The 16,366-nt window shown below is 45.0% G+C and carries 10 protein-coding genes; 8 read left to right on the plus strand and 2 right to left on the minus strand.

The window, feature by feature from the left end:
- Positions 1-25: 25 nt before the first annotated feature.
- Both DVG78_RS14110 and DVG78_RS14115 read right to left on the minus strand, forming a co-directional pair.
- Positions 26-1,429, minus strand: coding sequence for a tail fiber domain-containing protein (locus DVG78_RS14110; RefSeq protein ID WP_114461711.1), 1,404 nt, complete (start codon positions 1,427-1,429; stop codon positions 26-28).
- Positions 1,430-1,775: 346 nt separating this feature from the next.
- Entirely contained in the window at positions 1,776-2,624 is an 849-nt protein-coding gene (locus DVG78_RS14115; RefSeq protein WP_114461712.1) for a sugar phosphate isomerase/epimerase family protein, read from the minus strand.
- Between the two features lie 256 nt (positions 2,625-2,880).
- Here DVG78_RS14115 and DVG78_RS14120 point away from each other — a divergent pair, with 256 nt between their 5' ends.
- The 8 genes from DVG78_RS14120 (at position 2,881) to DVG78_RS30360 (ending at position 16,295) form a co-directional block, all read left to right on the plus strand.
- Positions 2,881-3,213, plus strand: a complete 333-nt coding sequence (locus DVG78_RS14120; protein ID WP_114461713.1) for a PadR family transcriptional regulator — start codon at positions 2,881-2,883, stop codon at positions 3,211-3,213.
- 14 nt (positions 3,214-3,227) lie between these two features.
- Positions 3,228-5,846, plus strand: a complete 2,619-nt coding sequence (locus tag DVG78_RS14125) for an ABC transporter permease (RefSeq protein WP_114461714.1) — start codon at positions 3,228-3,230, stop codon at positions 5,844-5,846.
- Between the two features lie 48 nt (positions 5,847-5,894).
- Entirely contained in the window at positions 5,895-8,519 is a 2,625-nt protein-coding gene (locus DVG78_RS14130; protein ID WP_114461715.1) for an ABC transporter permease, read from the plus strand.
- 194 nt (positions 8,520-8,713) lie between these two features.
- Entirely contained in the window at positions 8,714-9,052 is a 339-nt protein-coding gene (locus tag DVG78_RS14135; RefSeq protein WP_114461716.1) for a PadR family transcriptional regulator, read from the plus strand.
- A gap of 1 nt (position 9,053) precedes the next feature.
- On the plus strand, positions 9,054-11,687 hold the full coding sequence (locus DVG78_RS14140) for an ABC transporter permease (RefSeq protein WP_199563253.1): 2,634 nt from the start codon (positions 9,054-9,056) through the stop codon (positions 11,685-11,687).
- 271 nt (positions 11,688-11,958) lie between these two features.
- Positions 11,959-14,442: a DUF5916 domain-containing protein gene (locus DVG78_RS14145; protein WP_199563254.1), complete on the plus strand. Its 2,484-nt coding sequence runs from the start codon at positions 11,959-11,961 to the stop codon at positions 14,440-14,442.
- 29 nt (positions 14,443-14,471) lie between these two features.
- Complete coding sequence (locus tag DVG78_RS14150) at positions 14,472-15,122, plus strand: class I SAM-dependent methyltransferase (protein WP_229598229.1); 651 nt, start codon at positions 14,472-14,474, stop codon at positions 15,120-15,122.
- A 123-nt stretch (positions 15,123-15,245) separates the two neighbouring features.
- Positions 15,246-16,295 (plus strand): sensor histidine kinase, encoded by a 1,050-nt coding sequence (locus DVG78_RS30360; protein ID WP_229598230.1) that lies wholly within the window; start codon positions 15,246-15,248, stop codon positions 16,293-16,295.
- Positions 16,296-16,366 lie beyond the last annotated feature (71 nt).

A 16,366-nucleotide genomic window follows, 5' to 3' on the forward strand; every position in this document is an offset into this window, starting at 1 on the left:
CAATACTTTTTTCTCTTCTGTCGGCTCATTTCTTTTTCAGGGTCTCTACATCTTTCATTAATTGCGTATACGACTGTACCAATTCTTCATTTTGCTTTTGGAGTTTTTCAATGAGACCCTGTTGTTCCTGAATGGCCTTGATGGCTACGACCGACAAGTGAGCATAATCTACCCCATGTAGGTCAGCAATTTCGCCCGCAGCACCGTGTTTCGTCGGCTTTAATCTCACATCTACCACTTCTGGAAAGACCTCCTTTAGTTCTTGGGCAATAAACCCAATGAATTCCGTAGCATTTGGGTTGCTGTCTATCATCTGGTACCGGGCGGGCCTAAGTAGCATGATTTGATCCAACACGCTCTCCAAATTTTGAATATTCTTTTTCAATCTACGGTCACTATTCTCCGACCACCCACCGTCCGTAGGCCGCATCCAACCTTTTAATGAATTATTGTAAAACGCCATCAGGCAGTCTGTTCCGTTATCTGTACTATACACCTCTGACCTCAACTCCCAATTGTTAAAATTCGTATTGTTGATAAGCACCAACCCTGTATTGTTGGCGGCCTGCTTTATTTCTAGCGTATATTGGGGGTTACCTGAATTTATACCAAATTTTCCGTTTCCAGCCCCCATAACAACATTGCCCCCAGGGATGTCATTCAGCACGACCCGACTGTTGTTTTTGCCCGCCCGTATGTAGGTATCCTCGGCTACATCGTAATGAAAATGTGAATTGTGGGTAGTGCCAGATACCACCAATGAGCCATTTGTGTTGGTAGCACCGCGTGTTATCCACATACCAGTGTTTGAACTGCCCCCATTCCTCACGCCAATATTGCCATTGCTGAGTAATGTAAAAATACCCGTAGGCACACTGAAAGAGGATGTGGAGTTAGCCACCCCAGTGCCGAATGTGTTGATAAACATCGCTCCCGTGTTGGGGTCAAAAAACTGCGTAGCGGCATAGCCTTCTCCAATACGTCGTTGTACATTGCTGCCATCACGGTATTGATTGAAGCCAATCGTAGGCCAATTGCGTTGCAAAGAGAGCCCTGTCCCGTCGGAGCCAAATACGGCCGACGTAGGGCCGTTGCCCAATGCCCCAAACACCTCAAATTTTCCGCGCGTAGGCACTGAAATGCCCACGCCCACGTTGCCAGTGTTGGTGGTACTCAAATCATTTCCTATCAATTGCCAGCCCGTTCCTGAAGCAGCGGTACTGCCAAAGTTGGCCCAAAGTTGACCAGTCCAATAGCTAAATTGCTTCAAGTCCGAATCATACACCATCATGCCTTCCGTTTTGTTGGGCAAAGCATTTTTTGTAACGGTGCTCATTTTGGGTATCGTCACTCGATCAGGGAAAATACCCTGTGCAAAAGTGGAAGTATAGACCAATACTACCAGCCATAAACTTGCAAAATTTTTCATAAGAAAGAGTACGTTTTTATCAAATTTAGTGTAAACCCATCAATAAAAACTACGCAGCTTTCTAAACTTAGTATTCAGGAATGCAATAACAACTAAAATGCTGATTATCTGAACCCTGAAGCACTTTATCCTCCAATAAAACTCGAAAATATAAATGATAAGGGCTGAAAATATCTGTCGGAAGAAGCAAGTCACTACTTGATAAAAAAAGGCAGGCGAAGGCAAGGGACAGACGCAGGAAAGAGGGCAGACTTAGAGCAGAGGACAGACGCAAGAAAGAGGGCAGACTTAGAGCAAGGGACAGACGCAGGAAAGAGGGCAGACGCAAGGCCTGCCCCTACGGAGTTTATTTCGTTTGGCTATAGATTGCACGGAAGTTTTTTACACTTTCGGCGATTTCGGGGCCGTTGTTTTCCCAGTGATATTCGTATTCAACCGAGATAGGGCCTTTGAAGTTTTGGCGCTTCATTTCAGCAATCACGGCTTCTACTTTACAGTCGCCCATACCCCAAACTACGTCGTGATAGCGACCTTCGGGCGTGTCTTTTTTCACGTCTTTGAAGTGCATTCCCAATACGTGTCCGTTCAGTTTTTTTAGGCATTCGACTGGGTCAAGACCTGAGCGCACCCAATGGCCGATGTCGGAGCAGGAGCCTACATATTTGCTACCGCCAATCGCCGCCAAAACGGTATCAGGATGCCAATAACGTGAAGGCTTGGGGTGGTTGTGCAAGGCAATGTTGATTTTGTATTGGTCGGCCAATTTCCGCACCAACGGCATTTGGGCGGGCGAAGGCTCGGTATTGATGTTCAAAACGCCCATGTCTTTGGCAAACTCAAACAAAGTAGTCCATTCGGCATCGGTTTTGGGATTGACCACCCCGTACGCTACAATCGTCAATCCTTTGTCTTTGATCATCTTTTTCACAGCCGTACGCGTAGCGGCGTCCATGCTGAAATCCATTTTCCCTTGTAGCCCGCCGCCGATGGTTTGGCCAGGGAAAGCTTCTACATATTTCAGACCGCAACTGTCTATTTTGCGGATGGCTTCGGCAAACGTAAACAACCGAAACGAGTAGGCCTGAGAACCGAGTTTCCAGCCTGCCTTGTCTTCGGGAGTTTTCTGTGCTTGCCCCGAAAAAGCCCCCAATGAAAGCATCAATCCGCACAAAAGGTATTTCGTAATGTATTTCATAAATCAATGATTTGTTTTTTTAAAAAGGGTTTGGTTATCTGCCTTTACCTATACGTCGAATTTTTTAACCACAAAGAACACTAAGAATTCACAAAGAGCACAAAGGCTCTTTGTCCTAAAGCGTACAAAGTTGTCCGATTATGGACAAACAACAAGAGCCTTTTATTCTCATAAAATATTGATAAACAAATACTTAATAACAATAAACTCTACTGGCAAACTATTTGCTCAGCAAAAATAGAAATAATACAAACCGATGAAACGGACGTATCTGGGAGAATTTGAAGAAATCGTTTTACTGACCGTTGCCGTGCTGGATGGCCAAGCCTACGGCGTAGTACTGATGCACGAAATCATTGAACAAACGGGCCGAAGTGTCCGACTGAATCAGGTGCATTCGGCCTTGCAACGTCTGGAAGAAAAAGGAATGGTTAACTCAGAGATGGGCGAACCTACCAACGAACGCGGCGGCCGTCGCAAACGTCTGTTTTCGGTCACAGCCTACGGACACCGCACGTTGCAGGAAATTCAGGAAGTGCGGGTCAGTTTTTGGAGTCGGTTAACAAGCCCTTTAAAATTATCTGTTTAATCCAGCCTTTACCGATGAAAACCCAGCCGCCCATCTTAGCCGATAAGCTACTCAAATGGTTTTGCGCTCCGCATTTGTTGGAAAACATTCAAGGAGACTTGCACGAAGAGTTTGAATACCAAGTCAAACGCATCGGCGTGCGCCGCGCTCGTTGGCGGTATTGGTGGGAGATACTGGGATTTATGAAACCAAGATACATTAAAAGAAAGCCAACTCAATATCCAACAACCTATTCCTACAGCCCCGATATGTTACAAAACTATTTCAAAATTGCGGTTCGAAATCTGTTGAAAAACCGCACCTTCTCGCTCATCAACATCACTGGATTGGCCATTGGGCTGGTCTGCTGCCTAGCGATTGGACTGTACGTATGGGACGAATACCAATACGACCGTGCCGTACCTCAATTTGAGCAAACCTATCGGGTTACGGAAAGGCAAAAACAAGCCACTGGACTTTATGACATTGCCGTAACTCCCGGCCCGCTGGCTCCCGCGCTCAAAAATGATTTTCCCGAAATCACCGAAACGGTTCGCGTCGGAGCTTGGTCGGGACTGCTTCAATACCAACAAACGGCGGTGGAACCCGAAGCCATGCGGGTGGTTGACCCTTCTTTTTTATCGTTTTTTGGGTTCAAACTCTTAAAAGGGAATCCGCAAACGGTTTTATCATCGCCCGACGAAATCGTCATCAGTGAAGCCGTGGCCGAGCGTTTTTTTGGCAAAGACTGGCGGGCGCAATTCATTTTAGGAAAAACCATCCATTATAATCAAGAACGTCCGCTTCGATTGTCGGGCATTGTTGAAAACGCCCCGGCGCGTTCGCATCTTCAATTTGATGTGTTGTTGCCCTTTAAATACTTTGAACTGAATGATAAATGGAGTTATAATTGGGGTAGCAATAATTACCATACCTACCTCAAAATCAGACCCGATAATGATGTAGCCGCCTTTGGCCAAAAATTGGCAGGACAGCTGAAAAACTACGATAAAGGCAACGAAACACCGCTTTTGCTGCAACCTCTGCGTGACATTCACCTTTATTCTGACTTCGATTTTGGCACCGATTGGGGCAAGCACGGTGACATCCGCTACGTCCGAATCTTCATCATTGTGGGGTTGATTGTACTGCTCATTGCTCTCTTCAATTTTATCAATTTATCCACTGCACGGGCCACGCAACGGGCACGGGAAGTGGGGGTTCGCAAAAGCGTGGGCGCGTTACGCTCCAGCCTGATTGCGCAGTTTTGGGGCGAGTCATTGTTAATGACCAGCTTAGCATTGGGAGTTGGATTACTCTTGCTTCAGCTGCTGATGCCTTTTTTCAACGAGTTGTCTGGTAAAGTAATGGCCGTGCCTTTTCAACAACCGCTGTTTGGGGCTTTCATGGTCGGCTTATTACTGTTTATCAGCTTTTTGACGGGACTGTATCCCGCTTTTTATCTTTCCTCTTTCCGTCCAGTCAGCGTCTTAAAAGGGATTTTCGATAAAAAATCAGGGGCGGGTTTTCGGAAAACCCTGGTCGTAACGCAGTTTGTGATGTCAATCGTGTTGATTATTGGCACGGTGGGATTGTACCGTCAGTTACAGTTTATACAAAACAAAAAATTAGGTTTTGATAAAGAACAGTTACTGTACGTTCGCCTCAAAGGCGACACTCGCCAAAAAGCCATGACGCTGAAAGAGTTACTGACCAAACAGAGCAGTATTGCATCGGTTTCGGCTACCACGAGTACGTTGGTCAATATGCAAAACACTTCGTATATCGAATGGGACGGAAAGACTCCCAAAAATGAATTTTTGATCACTCAAATGAACGTTGACGCTGATTTTCTAAAAACAACCGGCATGACGTTAGCCGCTGGGCGCAACTTCTCTCCCGCCATTGCAAGCGACACAAGTGACAAGTTTGGCACCTATCTCATCAACGAAACTGCCGCCCGCCGCATGGGGTGGACACCGCAGAAGGCACTGGGTAAAAAAGTAAATTTTTGGGGCTTGGACGGAAAAATTGTTGGTGTTTTACGCGACTTTCATTTCCGTCCGATGAATGTCAAAATCGAGCCGTTCATTGTTCGCTTTCGCCCAAAAGAATTCTATTTCAATCTATTAATTAAAACGCGCCCCACTCAGACACAACGTGCATTGGCCGACATTGCCCGAATCTATAAAAAAATTGAGCCAAATCAGCTATTCTCCTACGGATTTGTAAACGAGGATTTAGGACGCCAATATGCCATTGAGCAACGCACTGGACAGCTGCTTTTATGCTTTTCTATCCTCACGATTTTGATTGCCTGCTTGGGTTTGTTTGGTTTGGCCACCTTTACGGCTGAGCAACGCATCAAAGAAATCGGTATTCGAAAAGTAATGGGGGCCTCTATTGCGAGCATTACTACTTTGTTATCCAAAGACTTTATCAAATTGGTGTTGATTGCCAACGGCATTGCGTTTCCATTGGCCTACTACGGCCTAAATCACTGGTTAGAAGACTTTGAGTATCGTATTGGTATAGAATGGTGGGTTTTTGTCGTTGCAGGCATTACTGCCATTGGAATTTCTTTCTTGACCGTAAGTTTCCAAGCCATTAAAGCGGCATTGATGAATCCCGTGAAGAGTTTGAAAACCGAGTAAGAAAAACGTAGGGGCGGGCCTCGTGTCCGCCCATCACCAACCCTTATCATGAAACCCCAAATTGAACCACCTCGCTTCGCTGACCGTTTTCTGGAATGGTTTTGCGCTCCGCATTTGTTGGAAAACATCCAAGGAGACTTGCACGAAGAGTTTGAATATCAAGTCAAACGCATCGGAGAGCCTCGCGCCAAATGGTTTTATTGGTGGGAAGTGCTGGGATTTATTAAACTAAGATACATTAAACGTAAACCAAGTAAATATCCTAAAACCTATTTATACAGCCCAATCATGCTACGCAATTATTTTAAAATCGCTTTTCGTAACCTGTTGAAATACAAAGGTTACTCTTTCATTAACATCTTTGGCCTGGCTACTGGCATGGCTGTCGCGATGTTGATCGGTCTATGGATTTACGATGAATTGTCGTACAACAAATCTTTCCAAAACTACGACCGCATTGCGCAGATAATGCAACATCAAACATTTGATGGCGAAGTAAACACCCAAACCGCCAATCCTTACCTTTTAGGCGATGAAATACGCGCTCAATACGGCAGTGATTTCAAGCATATCGTTATGTCGTCGTGGACGGGTGAACATCTTTTAAATTTTGAGGAGAAAAAGCTGACCAAAACTGGCAACTACTTTGAGCCAGCCATTACCGAAATGCTAAGCTTGAAAATGCTTAAAGGAACGCGGTCGGGTTTGAAAGACATGAATTCTGTACTGCTTTCTGAGTCAGTAGCCAAAGCGTATTTTGGCGAGGCTGATCCCCTAGGAAAAATCATGAAAGTCGACAATAAAATGAATGTAAAAGTGACGGGTGTGTATCAAGATTTACCTTACAATTCCGATTTCAGGGACTTAACGTTTATTCTGCCGTGGGAGTTATATCTTAGTAATCAGCCCTGGATCAAAGAAATGACGAATCCGTGGCGCAGCAATTTTACCCAAACCTACGCTCAATTGGCCAACAACGCTGATATAGCTCAGGTTTCGGCAAAAATCAAAAATGTAAAATTCAATAAAATCCGCCCTGAAGAAAAAGCGTTCAAACCCGTTGTTTTTCTGCACCCTATGTCGAAATGGCACCTGTATTCTGAGTTTAAAAACGGCATAAACACGGGCGGACGCATCGAATTTGTGTGGTTGTTTGGCATTATCGGCGCTTTTGTGTTGTTGTTGGCCTGCATCAATTTCATGAATTTGAGCACCGCTCGTAGCGAAAAACGCGCCAAGGAAGTGGGGATTCGCAAAGCGATCGGTTCGGTACGCGGACAGTTAATCAACCAATTTTTCAGTGAATCATTGCTAGTGGTCATTATTGCTTTTGGATTATCTCTGCTATTAGTACAGCTTATTTTACCGACGTTCAATGAAGTTGCCGACAAGAAAATGTTCCTTCTGTGGTCCAATCCTGTATTTTGGTTACTTAGCGTCGGATTTACTTTATTAACGGGCGTAGTTGCGGGGAGTTATCCCGCGCTATATCTATCTTCTTTTCAGCCCATTAAGGTCTTAAAAGGCACTTTTAGAGTAGGGCGTTTTGCGGCGGTTCCCCGCAAAGTATTAGTAGTGGTTCAATTTACGGTTTCAGTTACTTTAATCATCGGCACCATCGTTGTTTTTCGTCAAATTCAACACGCCAAAAGCCGGCCCATCGGCTATAGTCGCGACGGATTACTAACGATCCCTATCAATACGCCTGATCTTACGGGCCATTACGATGTGCTTAGAAATGATTTATTGAAAACGGGGGTAGTGGCCGAAATGTCGGAATCATCCAACCCCGTCACTTCCATTTGGGCAATCAACAACGGCTACGATTGGCGTGGCAAAGCCCCCTCCATTCAGGGCAATTTTGCGGCAGTATCGGTCACCCATGACTTCGGAAAAACCATCGGTTGGGAGTTTAAAGAAGGACGCGATTTTTCCAGAGAATTCGTAACGGATTCTTCGGCGATTATTTTGAACGAAACCGCCGTCAAATTTATGGGCCTCAAGAAGCCCCTTGGCGAAATTGTAAAGATTAACGAAAAACCTTTTCAAGTCATTGGCGTGGTAAAAGATTTGGTGATGCAATCACCATACAGCCCCGTTTTCCGCACCTCCTTTGTATTGGATTACAAAGATGTCAACGTGATTAATATCAAAATCAACCCTACCATCAGCTCACGTGAGGCATTGGCTAAGCTTGAAGTTGTTTTCAAAAAACATAATCCTTCGGCTCCGTTTGAATACAAATTTGTCGATGATGAATACGCCAAAAAATTCAGCGACGAGGAGCGCATCAGCAAATTGGCTACCTTCTTTGCCATGCTTGCCATCTTCATTTCTTGTTTAGGCTTATTTGGGTTAGCTAGTTTTGTTGCCGAGCAACGCACCAAAGAAATCGGTATACGCAAAGTACTAGGGGCATCAGTAGCCAATTTGTGGGGTTTACTTTCCAAAGATTTTGTGTTGTTGGTTATTATTTCCTGCCTGATTTCTTCTCCAATCGCTTACTATTTTATGAATGATTGGGTTCAAAAATATGAATACCACACCGACATCAGTTGGTGGGTCTTTATAGCCTCGGGCGCAGGTGCGTTAGCCATCACGTTGTTAACCGTCAGCTTTCAAGCCATCAAAGCCGCTTTGATGAATCCCGTGAAAAGTTTAAAAACGGAGTAAACCTGTATTTTATTCTTCATTTCAACAAGGCAATCTGTACGGATTGCCTTGTCCGCTTTGGTACGTCTACTGTCCAAAAGCGGACACTCCCATGTTTCATTTTTGTAAAAAAGTGCTGCAAATACCCTTTTCTGTGGGTTTACTTTCGTTGGCACGGCATTTTATCGACATTATCGTATCAAATAAAACAAGATATGAAACGAACCTTTTTGGGAGAGTTTGAAGAGATAGTTTTACTGACCGTCGCCATTTTGGGCGAAGAAGCTTACGGCGTTACGGTAACCCAGGAACTCGAACAAAAAACGGGCCGGGCGGTGGGTTTCAGCAGTATTCACACCACGCTGCAGCGCTTGGAAGAAAAAGGCTTTTTGTCCTCCAAAATGGGCGGCGCCACCGCCGAGCGCGGAGGACGCCGCAAACGCTTTTTTGAAGTGACCGCATTGGGGCGAAGAGCGCTGATGGAAGTAAAGCAAGTACGCGAAGAGTTATGGGGAGCATTGCCGCCGGACACGCTGCAATTGATGGGAGGATAGCATGGGAAAGCCCAAATCAGCCATACCACCGCGCTGGGTCACCACACTTTTACGTTGGTGGGCCGACCCAAGCACTCTCGAAGAGGTAGAGGGTGACTTGTTGGAACTGTATTCCTATTGGGTTCAAACGGCGGGAAAGCAAAAAGCCGATTGGCGCTATGCGCTCAGTGCAGTGAAATTAATGCGGCCATTTGCCAAACGAAAAAAGATAAACGATTACCCAACAACCTATATCTACAGCCCGACCATGATACGCAACTATTTTAAAATCGCTTTTCGTAACCTGTTGAAATACAAAGGTTACTCTTTTATCAACATCTTTGGCTTGGCTACCGGTATGGCCGTGGCGATGCTCATCGGCCTGTGGTTATGGGATGAATTATCATACGACAAATACCACAAAAACTACAACCTCATTGCAAAAGTGATGCAACGCGGCATATTTAACGGAGATTTTGGGGTGGGCGGGCACATGCCGCTTCCGCTGGGAAACGAACTGCGTACCGTTTACGGAACTGATTTCACCCACGTAATTATGTCTTCCTGGACCAACGAACACATTCTGGCTTACGGCGAAAAGAAATTCACCAAAAAGGGTAATTATCTAAGCCCCGAAGCACCCGAGATGTTTTCATTGAACATGCTCAAAGGCACCCGAGCCGGTTTAAAAGACCCTTCTTCTATTCTATTGTCTGAATCTGTGGCGTTGGCACTTTTCGACGATACCGACCCCATCGGCAAAATCATAAAAATCGACAATAAACTCAACGTAAAAGTAACGGGTGTGTACGAAGATTTGCCTTACAACACAGATTTTAGAGACATGACCTTTATTGCACCTTGGGATTTGTACGTTTCGACAGAATCTTGGGTAAAACGGGCACAAGACAACGCGGAATGGAACAATAATTCCTGGCAAATGCTGGCTCAGATCGCGCCCAATACCGATTTTAAGGCAATCAATGAAAAAATTAAAAATGTAAAAATAAAACACGTTCCAGAGATGGCTACCTTTAAAAATGAGGTATTTCTCCACCCCATGAGCCAATGGCATTTGTACACCGGTTGGGATAAAACGGGAGAAGTAGATGGGCGTATTCAGTATGTTTGGCTGTTTGGCATCATTGGCATATTTGTGCTGCTGTTGGCCTGCATCAATTTTATGAATCTCTCAACCGCTCGTTCCGAGAAGCGCGCCAAAGAAGTGGGCATTCGCAAAGCGGTGGGTTCGGTTCGTTCACAACTCATCAGTCAGTTTTTCAGTGAATCGTTGTTGGTCGTGGCACTTGCTTTTGTGGTATCGTTGCTTTTGGTTCTTCTGTCGCTTCCGCTTTTCAACGAAGTAGCCGACAAAAAGCTGTCTTTGCTTTGGGAGAACCCTGTTTTCTGGCTCGCGGGAGTTGGTTTTAGCCTGATAACGGGTTTGATTGCCGGCAGCTATCCGGCGCTTTATCTTTCTTCTTTTCAACCCGTGAAAGTACTGAAAGGTACCTTCCGAGTAGGTCGTTTTGCTTCGGTTCCCCGGAAAGTACTGGTCGTTGTTCAGTTTACCGTTTCGGTGACACTCATTATCGGGACGAGCATCGTTTTTCGTCAAATCCAACACGCTAAAAATCGTCCCATCGGGTATGATCGCAACGGGCTGATTACGGTTACGATGAATACACCCGAACTCTACAGAGACTATAACGTTCTCAGAGATGCCCTTTTGGCAAGCGGCGGAGCCATAGAAATGTCAACATCCTCTACAGCAGCCACGAATCTCAATTCACATAACGGCGGTTTTGATTGGGAGGGCAAAGACCCCAATTTCAAGGATAGCTTCGGAACCATTGCCGTCACCCATGATTTTGGTAAAACTGTCGGTTGGCAATTTGTGCAGGGGAGAGATTTTTCCCGCAAGTTTTCCACTGATTCGTCGGGAATGGTGCTCAATGAAACGGCCGTTCGTTATATGGGCTTGAAGAATCCAGTAGGTAAAATCATGAAATGGAACGGAAAGCCTTTTCAAATTGTGGGCGTTGTGAAGGATATGCTCATGGGTTCACCTTTTGAACCCGTTTACCAAACTGTTTTCATGATGGACTACAATTGGGCGGGCGTCATTAACATCAAATTAAATCCTGCATTGAGCGCCGGCGAATCGCTGAAAAAGATAGAAGCGGTATTTCAAAAATTCAATCCGGGAAGTCCTTTTGACTATAAATTTTCCGATCAGGAATACGAACGAAAATTCTTAGCAGAAGAGCGCATAGGTCAACTGGCGAGCATTTTTGCGGCATTGGCTATCTTTATTTCCTGTTTGGGCCTATTTGGATTGGCCTCGTTCGTGGCCGAGCAACGCACCAAAGAGATCGGCATTCGCAAAGTATTGGGCGCTACCGTTACCAATCTTTGGGGATTATTATCCAAAGATTTCGTGCTGTTGGTCATCATTTCCTGTCTTATTGCTGCCCCGATCGCGTGGTATTTTCTCAGCGATTGGCTGAAAAAATACGAATATAGAACCGAAATCTCGTGGTGGATTTTTGTAGCAGCCGCAGCGGGTGCTTTGACCATTACTTTATTAACGGTGAGTTTTCAAGCCATCAAAGCGGCGTTGATGAATCCGGTGAAGAGTTTGAAATCGGAGTAGAAGTTGGAGAACGGAATATGGAACAAGGAGAACGGATTTCGTGTTCCGGGTTTCCGTTCTCCCTATTCCGTGTTCCGTCCTCCGTATTCCAAAAAAATATCCACTCTCAAATGCAACATTTCCCTCCGAGATTTGTCTTTATTCATTGACTAAAAAATACCTCCCGATCAGGATTTGTGACCCTTTAACATTATTTAAGAAGGCGTCATGCAAATTTGAGATAGCTTTGTGTCATTGAATAAAACGTACTACAGCCATTCCCCTTTCTCCCATGAAAAACAGTTTACTACTGCGTTTACTTCTGTTTTGCACCGTCTTTTCTTACCCTTTATTCGGTCAAATCATTCCCAAAAATCTTCCTGCCCAACGCACCACTTTACCCGTTGTCATTGATGGAAAATTAACGGATTTGGCTTGGAAAGACGCCGCCAAAGCCGACGATTACACGGAGTTTCGCCCCGTAATCGGGCGTAAAGAAGAGCAGGGAAATCATACCGAAACCTTTTTGATGTATGACAATGAGGGAATTTACTTTAGCGGAACCTGCTTTGAGCGAAGCCTCGACAGCGTCTCCAAAGAACTGAAAGGCCGCGATGGTTTCGGCATGAACGACTACATCGGAATCATTTTTGACACCTACAACGACAAACTCAACGGTTTTGAGTACTTCGTCACGCCGCTCGGCGAGCAATGGGACGCCAAAATGACCTCCAACACCAACAGCGACAACGGCGGGGAAGATTTCAGTTGGAACGCCGTTTGGAAAAGTGCGGTGGTGATGCACGACAAAGGCTGGTCGTTCGAGATCTTTCTCCCTTATTCTGCCATTCGATTCAGCAAAGATAAGGTACAAAATTGGGGCTTAAACATCACACGCCGCCGCCGAAAAACGGAGCAGCAATACACCTGGAACGCCATCAATCCCAACATAAACGGCTTTTTGACCCAAGAAGGCTTCTGGACGGGAATTACCGACATCAAACCTCCGCTCAGACTTCAGTTTTCGCCCTATTTTTCGGTGTATGCCAATCATTTTCCGATGAATGAAGCTGGACAAAAAAATTGGACAAATCAAGTTTCCGGTGGTCTTGATTTAAAGTTAGGCTTGAATCAGGCTTTTACGTTGGATGCCACGTTGATTCCCGATTTCGGACAAGTACAAAGCGATAACCAAGTCCTTAATCTGACGCCTTTTGAAGTAAAATTTAATGAAAACCGCACTTTTTTTACCGAAGGAACGGAGCTGTTTAACAAAGGCAACCTGTTTTATTCCCGACGCATCGGCGGTACGCCCATTCACTTAGGCAAAGCATATAACGCATTGAATTCCAACGAAAAAATTGCTAAAAACCCAACTGAATCCAAACTGCTCAATGCCACCAAAATCTCGGGACGTACCAAAAATGGGTTAGGCATCGGTATCTTAAATGCTATTACCCGACCACAACACGCCCTCATTGAGAATACTGAAAACGGTGAAATCCGTCGCTTTGAAACCGACCCAACAACCAATTATAACATTGTCGTGTTTGACCAAACGCTGAAACACAATTCGAGCGTCAGTTTTGTCAATACAAGCGTGATTCGGGGCAGCAGTAACTACAACGCCAATGTGAGCGCGGGCCTGTTCAGTTTTTTTGACAAGAAAAATACCTACAACCTCGCGGGAAGCGCAGCAATCAGCCGTTTAAACTTCAAAGATGCCGCTACGCCCAACAGTACTGGCTACAGCCATACCCTTACTTTTGCCAAAACCAGCGGTCTATTTACATTCAATGTGGCGCAGGAATTGACCGATACCAAGTTCAACAGCAATGACTTAGGGTATTTTACCAACAACAATTTTATCAATCATCGTATCTATGCCGGCTATCGCTTTACTGAACCCAAAGGCTGGTACAATCGGTTGATGTTCAACCTAAATTCGGACATCAGCTATTTGTACTCGCCCATTGGGAATATCGAAAGCAAATACCAAAACGCTCGTATTCAGTTGAATATCAACGCTCAAACAAAAAAATTGATTTGGTTTGGACTCATGCTCAACTACCGTCCCTTCGAGAACGACTTTTATGAACCACGCCAAATGGGCCACGTTTATAGCCGAGGCCAAAGCGTTACGTTGGGTGGTTGGATAGAAAGTAATTCGGCAAAAAAATATTCATTTACTGCCGAGCTTTTCGACCGAATGTTTCTCAATTTCTATGATCTCAACGGGATTGACCTCTTTTTAGGCCAAACCTACCGATTCAACAGTAGGTTTTCCATCAATTATCGGCTGGGCTTTTTGCCTCGTCCGCGTGGCATGGGTTATACCACTACCTTGCCCGACAACAGCATCATTTTTGCCCTGCGTAAGGTAAACACGATTGATAACGTACTCAATTTAAAATACAGTTTTACCAACAAAATGGGGCTCACTTTCCGAGCAAGACATTATGCAAGCACCGTTAATAACAAAGAATTCTTCGCGTTGCAAATCGACGGCGCATTGACGCCCCGCGCCAAACTTTCCGATCCGTTAAACCGCAATGTCAATTATTTCAACGTCGATATGGTCTATACGTGGCAGTTTGCCCCGGGAAGTTTTTTGAATGTGGTCTGGAAAAATGCTACGTTTCACGGTTCAAACGTTGCCGATGAACGTTATTTCGATAACTTACAAAACACCCTGCAAGCCGACCAAAACAATAATCTTTCCCTCAAAGTCATTTACTTTTTGGATTATCTGCAACTGAAAAAGCAGCCGCATTGATCAAAAGCAGTTGTTTGCCTTCGTTGTCAATGAAGAAAATTTCACCAACGCATCAGGTCATGGAAGATCCCAAACGTATTGTACAGCAAGGGTATGACCAATTGGGCAGCCGCTACCGAATGAACCATGAAGAGGCAGATCCAGAGCGTTACAGTTATTGGTTAAACGAATTAACCCAACGTTTACCGTTGGAAGCAAACGTTCTTGAATTGGGCTGCGCTGATGGGATCCCAACGGCCCGCTTTTTAAGTCAACGTGTCAAGTATTTGGGAATTGACATTTCGCCCGTTCAAATCAAGCTGGCCCGCCATAACGTTCCGAAGGCTCGTTTTGAGGTTGCGGATATGGCAACGTTGACCTTTCTGGACGCTGAATTTGATGCCGTTATTGCGCTGTATTCCATTATTCATGTTCCCTTAGCCGAACAATCGGCGTTACTTAATGCTGTTTATCAATGGCTACGGCCCAACGGCTATTTTTTGTGTGTGGTGGGGGCTGATGAGTGGACAGGCACAGAAACAAACTGGATTGAATCTGGTACGCTTATGTACTGGAGTCATGCCGATGCCGACACCTATCAATCTTGGTTGATTAAAACCGGATTTACGATCATGAAGCGTCATTTTGTGGCCGAAGGTGCCGCCGGACATACATTCTTTTTCGTACAAAAGATAGCTTAGATTTAACAGAAATTACCTAATGGTTTCCCCCTTTATGATTTTGTGTTTTTTTAGGTCATTAGCGCTTTGCCTATCATCCCTAAATTTGTATTTTTACCATAACATTCTCTATTTTGATTCGGTGTGCAAACAATAATTACCTACGATTCTCAACGTGCTAAACCCAACGATAAATGGTTTCGACTCATCGGGGTTCCGGTGGCTGTTCTACCGTTTGTGTTCTTCTACATACGTGAGTACGGATTTAATTGGTCATTGGTATGGCTGACCTTTGGTTGGGGATTGATAACAACTGGTACTGCTTGGGAATTACTACGCTGGTGGGTATTTCAAGCACGAGCCAACTATTTTCAGATTGATAATACTGGTCGGCGCGTTCTACTTACGTTTATCGGTTACGCGGTATTCATCTCCTTGATACAGCCAATAGAAACCTGGGGGCTCAGCCAGATTGATCCTACGGGCCTGATTGCTGCCCCAACACCCCGCGTGTATCTGACCCATATTGCAATGGCCATTTCGTTTGCTTTCATTGTCGGTGGCGTCTATGAAGTTATTTATTATCTAAAACTTTATCGTTTGGCCCTGACGGATGCCGAAGACCTCAAAAAGGCAAAGATGCAAACCGAATTAGATGCGCTACGCCAGCAAGTCAATCCACACTTTTTGTTCAATAGCCTTAACTCGTTAACGGCCCTAATCGGCGAAGATCCTCAGAAAGCCGAAACTTTTAGCGAAGAGCTGAGTTCTGTATATCGCTATTTACTCCGCTGCAACGATGCAACGTTGGTGCCGTTATCGGCAGAACTTGACTTTCTTAACTCATACTACCACTTACTCAAAACTCGCCACGGAGATTCGCTTATATTAACCGCAAATGTTTTGTCCAACGGTGAAGAGCGCCAACTCCCCCCCTTGACACTCCAACTACTGATTGAAAACGCCGTTAAGCACAACGTCATATTGCCCGAGCAGCCGCTAACCATCAATTTGTTTCTTAATGAGACCAACCAGCTGGTAGTCAGCAATAACATACAGCGCAAATCCACTCGGGTGCTGAGCAACGGCGTAGGACTGAGTAACATCCTTACCAAGTACCGAATGCTTGGGCAACCCGCGCCCATCATTGAGGATGACGGGCGCGAATTTCGAGTTACCCTACCACTGGTGTGATTTCCTCTGCCGTCCCCTTTGCTAAACTGTAGATAGATTTTAATATTTAGCAAGTTTCTGACCCTTTTTAA

The organism is Runella aurantiaca (assembly GCF_003339505.1).
GTDB lineage: Bacteria > Bacteroidota > Bacteroidia > Cytophagales > Spirosomataceae > Runella > Runella aurantiaca.

Bases quoted from the DNA above. Each gene is read 5' to 3' on its own strand.
- DVG78_RS14110 (WP_114461711.1), bottom strand. From the start codon at position 1,429: ATGAAAAATTTTGCAAGTTTATGGCTGGTAGTATTGGTCTATACTTCC.
- DVG78_RS14115 (WP_114461712.1), bottom strand. From the start codon at position 2,624: ATGAAATACATTACGAAATACCTTTTGTGCGGATTGATGCTTTCATTG.
- DVG78_RS14120 (WP_114461713.1), top strand. From the start codon at position 2,881: ATGAAACGGACGTATCTGGGAGAATTTGAAGAAATCGTTTTACTGACC.
- DVG78_RS14125 (WP_114461714.1), top strand. From the start codon at position 3,228: ATGAAAACCCAGCCGCCCATCTTAGCCGATAAGCTACTCAAATGGTTT.
- DVG78_RS14130 (WP_114461715.1), top strand. From the start codon at position 5,895: ATGAAACCCCAAATTGAACCACCTCGCTTCGCTGACCGTTTTCTGGAA.
- DVG78_RS14135 (WP_114461716.1), top strand. From the start codon at position 8,714: ATGAAACGAACCTTTTTGGGAGAGTTTGAAGAGATAGTTTTACTGACC.
- DVG78_RS14140 (WP_199563253.1), top strand. From the start codon at position 9,054: ATGGGAAAGCCCAAATCAGCCATACCACCGCGCTGGGTCACCACACTT.
- DVG78_RS14145 (WP_199563254.1), top strand. From the start codon at position 11,959: ATGAAAAACAGTTTACTACTGCGTTTACTTCTGTTTTGCACCGTCTTT.
- DVG78_RS14150 (WP_229598229.1), top strand. From the start codon at position 14,472: ATGAAGAAAATTTCACCAACGCATCAGGTCATGGAAGATCCCAAACGT.